The sequence below is a fragment of the uncultured Phenylobacterium sp. genome (assembly GCF_902826855.1).
GTDB lineage: Bacteria > Pseudomonadota > Alphaproteobacteria > Caulobacterales > Caulobacteraceae > Phenylobacterium.
In genome coordinates, this window is the sequence record NZ_CADEGK010000138.1 from 1 (window position 1) to 6060 (window position 6060).

Here is a 6060-nt window from a genome sequence, read left to right on the forward strand (position 1 = left end):
GGCGATTTCAACGTCGGCCTCACGAGCGAGGGGGCCCTCACGCAGCTCATCGACATCGCCGACGGCCGATGACGTTCGAACGCCGAGCTTGAGGCGACCTGTATCGCGACCACCTCGCTTGGCGCGGCAACCCGATCTCTCCCGCTGCGGACGCGGTCACGGAGGCGTGGGGACGACATTGGCCGACCCTGGCGCCGGATTCGCCCTGGTCCGCGCGACAGCGGCGGGTGTGAACGGCAAATGCTCATCGAGGAACGCGAAGGTGCGCGCCCAGACGTCCGCCACGTCCCCAGGGCTCGTCGGCTGATGCCCGGCGCCCCAGTAGACGACCAACATCGCGTCCTTGTCCTGCCGGAACAGCGCCGAATACATCGCCTCGGACTGCGCCACCGACAACGGGTCGCGCCAACCGTGGATCAGCAACAACGGCGTGTGGATCTGGTCCGCGAACCAGAGCGGGCTGTTGCGCAGGTAGCGATCCCGCTCGCGCCAGGGCGGGCCGCCCAGTTCAGGCTGGGTCGCTTCCACGGTGCCCGTCGACCAGTTGGACAGGTAGCCCTCCTCCGGGAGCAACTGGCGCACGAGGGACAGCCTCGACCAGTAGGCCGTCAGATCGCTCACCCCATCGATGGCCACGGCCGCCCGGAAGCGATCGGTCTGGGTGATGGTCGCCATCGTCGTGTAGCCGCCGAAGCTCCAGCCTAGGATCGCCACCCGCTCCGGATCGAATGCCCCCGCCAACCCGGGCGCGACCCGCGCGGCCGCCTCCGCCGCGAGAATCCGTTCGGCGAGCCGCTCCATCGGCTCGGTCTGGCCGCCCGGCGGGGTCGGCAGGCTCGGCACGAGGACCGCATAGCCGTGGCCGACCAGCATCCGCAGGTTCTGCAGGAACCCCTCCTCAAGATAGCCGTCCTGCGGAACCGACGGGAACGCATAGCCCACGTAGGGCCGCACAATGAGCGGCGGCGGGGGGCTGCCCGTCGCACGCGGGGGAACGAACAGCCAGCTCGTCAGCGCCTCCCCCTGCAGGCCCAGGTGATGGATGGGTTCGGCCTTCAGGGCATCGGTCTCACTGAGGCTCCGGTTGATGGTCGCCAAGGGCTCGAGCGTGCCGTCGCGATCCAACCTGACAAACGCCTCGACGCCCTTCCGCCCCGTCTGGCGGACAAGGACATCGCCCGTGCGGTCCGAAATCCCCACGATGGGACCATAGAGGTTGGTGAGTGTCCGGAGCGGCTTCAGGCCCCCGGACGTCGCGCGCACAAGCTGCGCGGTTGTTGCGTTTTCCGTCGCCGCCAACCAGGTCGCTGCCGCGGCCGCGCGGCTGAGCCGGACGCCGTCGATGCCCCGGTTGGACGTCAGCAGCACCGACATGGCCTTATCGCTCAGCCGTGTGGCCCGCCCCTCGCGGTCAACCCGCCAGGGCTGCTTCTCGCTGAGGAGGACGAGGCCCGTCGCCCCAGAGGCGAGGATCGCCTTGCCCGGCGCGGCCAGTCTCGCCGTGAGGTTGACCGGACCCTTCGCGCCCAAGCGAAACCAGTCGGCGCGGCCGCCGCCGACCGAGCTGTAGGCCCAGAGAACCGGGTCCTGGCCCATCCAGGCCGACCGGACGACCACGGGATTGGTGTCGATCGCGGGCGAAAGCCCTTCGCCAATCCGGGCCGCCGCGCCGTCGCTCGCGCGGACCCGCAGCAGCTGACCGTCCGGCCACGCCTGGCCGGTCGCTCGCGCGAACGCGAGCAGCGCGTCGCCTTTCGGTGACCAACTCAGAACCTGCGGAAGGAAGTCACAGGTGGCGCTGGTGTCGACGATGCGCCGCGTTCGCAGGTCCAGGATCTGAAGCCGGGTCTCTTCCGTCTCGGAGCCGGCCACGCCGCGCACCGGGCCGTCGGGCCGCGGTTGTATGTCCGGCCCTTGGGAGAAGAGCGCCACACGTGCCAGGTCGGGCGAGAGTTCCAGGTCCCGGAACGGGCCTCGGGCGAGTTCAACGACAGCGCCCGTCTCCGCATTCAGTCGCAGCAGCGCTGTGAGCGGCGCCTTCGCGCGGACGCCGGCATAGGCGCCGCTACCATAGACGGTGTGAGCCGTCCCGCCGCGGGCGGCCGCCTCCCAGGCTGCCGGCAGCCGCTCATCGGCGACCCAGGCGGTTCGGTAGGCCGGCGGCGCCGAGCCGTCGCTTCGATCGAGAACGAGAAGGTCGGTATCGCTGAGCCATTGCAGCGCGCGACCTTGACCCCCCGTCCGTGGCGCGGCCGAAAACCACCGCACCGCGCCATTGGCCATCGTGACGACGCCGAGGCGCCATGTGCGCCCGACCAGCTGGTAGACGGCGAGCCGCGTGCCCGAAGGGGAGAAGGCGCCCAGGCTCACGCCGGGCCCGGCATCGTCTGCCAGGAGGGGCCGTGCGCCCTCACGTCGATCGAGGTCGACGACCTGAAGGCGGCCCGCCGCCCGGCTCGGCAATACGGCGGTGTCGTAGCGACCGAACCGGTTGTACGGCCCGCGCTGCTCGAACGCGAACCAGCGGCCGGAGGGATCGAGGGCTTGAGCCCCAAAGGACCCCTGGCTCAAGAGGTCCTCGATGGTGAACGGTCGGGCGCTGGCCGGCGCGTGGGGCACGCCGGCCAGCAAGGCGAGCGCCGCGAGGGCGCTCACCGATGCGCGCTTCATGACCCGACCTCACCAAGCGCGCGTGAGCTGCAGCGACACGAACCGGCCGACGGGATCGGCGTTCGCCGCGTCGTAGGCCAGTCCAACGCTATTGTTGTAGAAGGGTGGGTCCCGGTCGAAGACGTTGCGCACGTTGAGCAGGACCGAGACGCCTTCCATCAGGCCGTTGTCGGCGGGCGCCAAGCGCGCCTGCAGGTCGACCGTCGCGTGCGCGCGAATCCTCACGCCCGCCGTGTCCTCATAACGGCCGGTGTAGTTCAAGGCCCCGCCGACGGTGATCCGGCCGCGGGTCCAGTCGCTCGTCAGGCGGCCTCTCAGGCGGAGTGGGAAGTTCGCGACGTTGACCCGCTCGATGACCGCCGTGGTGGGGGTGAACTGCTGCTTGTAGTCGATGAGATAGCTCGCACTCGCGCCCAGGCGCAGCCGGTTCTCGCCCACGTCGAAGGAATAGGCGCCGCTGGCGTCGACGCCGCGGACGTTGAGCGTCGCGGTGTTCACATATCGCGTGTCGACCGTCGCGCCGTAGTCGGTGGCCGGAAAGATGCCGTTCGCGGGTGCGAACGACTGTGAGGTGATCAGGGCCGTGATGTACGCCAGGTCGGCCGCGTTCGCGCCCGGCATGATCCGCCGCACGAAGGGCGCTACGGTCGGGTCGACGAGGGCGTTGGCGAGACTTGAGCCCACGGGCCGGTCGATCCTGTCCTTGAAGCGGATGTCGAACGCGGTGAGGGACAGGCGGAGGCCCGGCACGGCGGTGGGCTGGAAGTCGGCGCCGACGGTCCAGGAGACGGCGGTCTCCGGCTGAAGGCTCGGATTGCCGCCGCTGAGCTGGAGCGACCGCACGCGGTTTACGCCTTCGGCGATCAGGAGCGCGCTATAGGTCTCGGGATCGTATAGCTCGCGCAGCGCCGGGGCGCGGAACGAGCGGCTGTAGGTGCCGCGCAGCTGCAGGTCCGAGGTCGGAGACCACACGAGGCCGATCTTCGGATTGGAGGTCGTCCCGATGCCCTCGTAGTGCTCCACGCGACCGGCGAGCGAGAGCTCGAGCCGCTGAATGCCAGGGCGGGCGTTCTCGGCGCTGACGATCGGCGCCGCGAGTTCCGCGAAGACCGCCGTCACGTCACGGGAGACGTCGGTGGGGTTCGTCGGGACGGGCGCGATTGTGGAGACGAAGTTGCTGCCGTCGCGCGCGAGGGTCTCGCGTCGCGCCTGGACGCCGAACGCCAGTTTCACCGGACCGCCCGGAAGCGCCCAAAGGGAACCATCCGCCTGGAGGTTCACGGCTTCGACGCGGCTGCGGCTGCGCTGGTAGACCGTCCCGGAGCCGATCGCCGCGCGGATCGCGGCCGGGTTGCTGGCGGGAATGCCGCTGAAGGGATTGAAGAAGCCCAGGCGCGCGGTCGAAAACGCGGTGGCCGGGTTGTCGGCCGTGTTCCCCAGCGCCTCGTTCAGGACGATGGAGTTGACGAGGTTGTAGCCGCGCTGCTCGGTGATCTCCTGGCCGAAGGCCCCGTAGGCCTCGGCCCGCCAGTCGCTGAACAGGCGAAGCTTCCCACCGAGGGTGAAGGTGAGGGTCTCGGTCTGAGCGACCGAGGTGACGTTCGGGAACTCGTTCCCGAACGAATACTGGATCTGGTTCGAGGCCGCACCGTTCGGCGAGACGAAGAACGGGTTGTTCCGCCCCACCGTGAAGGTGCTGGTGGCCGCCATGAGCCGACCCTTGGCCCGGCGCGCGCTGAAACGCGCATCCCCTGTCAGCTCAAGCCGGTCGGTGACTTCCTGGTTCGCGGCGACGTAGACGGAATTCAGCGTCTGGCGGGGCAGGAGATCCTGCCCGATCCGCTGGTTCTGCCGGTTGAGGTTGTTCAGCAGGAAGTCCGACGGCCGCAGCCCGACGCCGTTCTGGCCGGGCGGAACCGCATAGGTCGGGGTGACGGCGGTCGTGCCAGGCACCGGTGCGAGCACGTTGCCGGGGAAGGCGTTCGTGAGCCGGAAGTCGGATCCGCCGCGCGACCGCAGATCAGAGGTCGCGGCGAAGTCGCGATCGGTGGCCAAGAGCCGGTCGCGGCGCTGAAGTTCGTAGGCGACCATGACCCCGCCGGTGCCCCAGTGATGGCCTGCCGTCACCGACACCTGGCCCTGCGCCGGCTCGCCCGATGTCCCGATCCCCGCGAGCGCTCGCAGCTCCAGGCCCTCGAAGTCCTTTCGGGTGACGATGTTGACCACGCCGCCGATGGCGTCCGAGCCATAGATGGCCGAGGCGCCGTCCAGCAGCACCTCGACCCGCTGCACGGCGGCCGTTGGGATCGAGGAGACATCGACGTAGTCCCCGAACGCGCCGGAACCAGCGAGCCGCCGGCCATTGACGAGGACGAGGGTGGCGCGATTGCCCAGGCCGCGCAGATTGATGCCTGCACCGAACGAGTTGTTGCGTCCGACGGGATCGGCGCCGACCAGAGAATTGCCTTCTCCGGCGCCGCCGCTGAAGTTTTCTGGCAGCGCGCGCAAAGCGTCAGCGACTGTTGTCTGGCCGGACCGCTCAAGATCGGCGCGGGTGACCACCAACAGCGGCGACGCTGGAGGCGCGCCACGTACGTTTGATCCCGTGACGGTCACCTCGTCGACCACGGGGGGTGGCGACGCTGTAGCTCCAGCCCCGGCGCTGGCGCCGACAACCTGTTCTGGCGCGCCGTCACCGACGAAAGGGCGATCAGTCGCCGGTCCGTCCGCCGCGCGCGTGGATGTCGACGCGGCATGCAGGACCAGGACGTTCGGCCCGGTCCGCTTCACGGAGATCCCCGTGCCCTGAAGGAGCCGGCGCAGCGCTTCCTCGGAGGTCAGCACGCCCTTCACGGCGGGCGCGCGGCGGTTCGCCACCAGCTCGGCCTTGTAGAGAACCTGCTGGTGGGTCTGGCCGGCCAAAGCGGTCAGCGCAGCGTCGAGCGTTCCGGCGGGTACGTCCACGCTGCCGGCGGTTTCCGCGACGGCCGGCGAGGCAGCCGTGGCAAGAAGCGCCCAGAGTGAGCCGGCGAGTAGGCGCGACCTCAGGTCGGACGACGGACGGGCGGTACGGTACATTTCACTCCCCCGACGCCGCGTTCGGCCTGCCAGAAGGGCGGGGCCTCGGGTTCTCATCACCGACGTCACGGAGGAGACGCGCCGGCGTTGTGAAACGCGAACTTGGGACCTGAGGAAAAATGATCAGCCGGCCGTTGGAGGCTCACTGGCGCGCAGCAGGATCCCGTCGGGAGACGTGCTCGCCCTGAGACTGAAGATTTCGAGGACCCCGGAGACGAAGCCTTCCGTGTCGCCGGTGTCGAAGACACCGCTCACCCGCCCGTCCTCGCATTCCCGAGCGTGCAGCCGGATCTTGGTCCGGCGTAACCTATT

2 protein-coding genes are annotated in these 6060 nt (G+C 69.5%); both read right to left on the minus strand.

The window, feature by feature from the left end; genetic code table 11:
- Positions 1-156 precede the first annotated feature (156 nt).
- Complete coding sequence (locus tag QZV94_RS17260) at positions 157-2670, minus strand: prolyl oligopeptidase family serine peptidase (protein ID WP_293679403.1); 2514 nt, start codon at positions 2668-2670, stop codon at positions 157-159.
- A 9-nt stretch (positions 2671-2679) separates the two neighbouring features.
- Entirely contained in the window at positions 2680-5748 is a 3069-nt protein-coding gene (locus QZV94_RS17265) for a TonB-dependent receptor (RefSeq protein ID WP_293679405.1), read from the minus strand.
- Between the last annotated feature and the right edge of the window lie 312 nt (positions 5749-6060).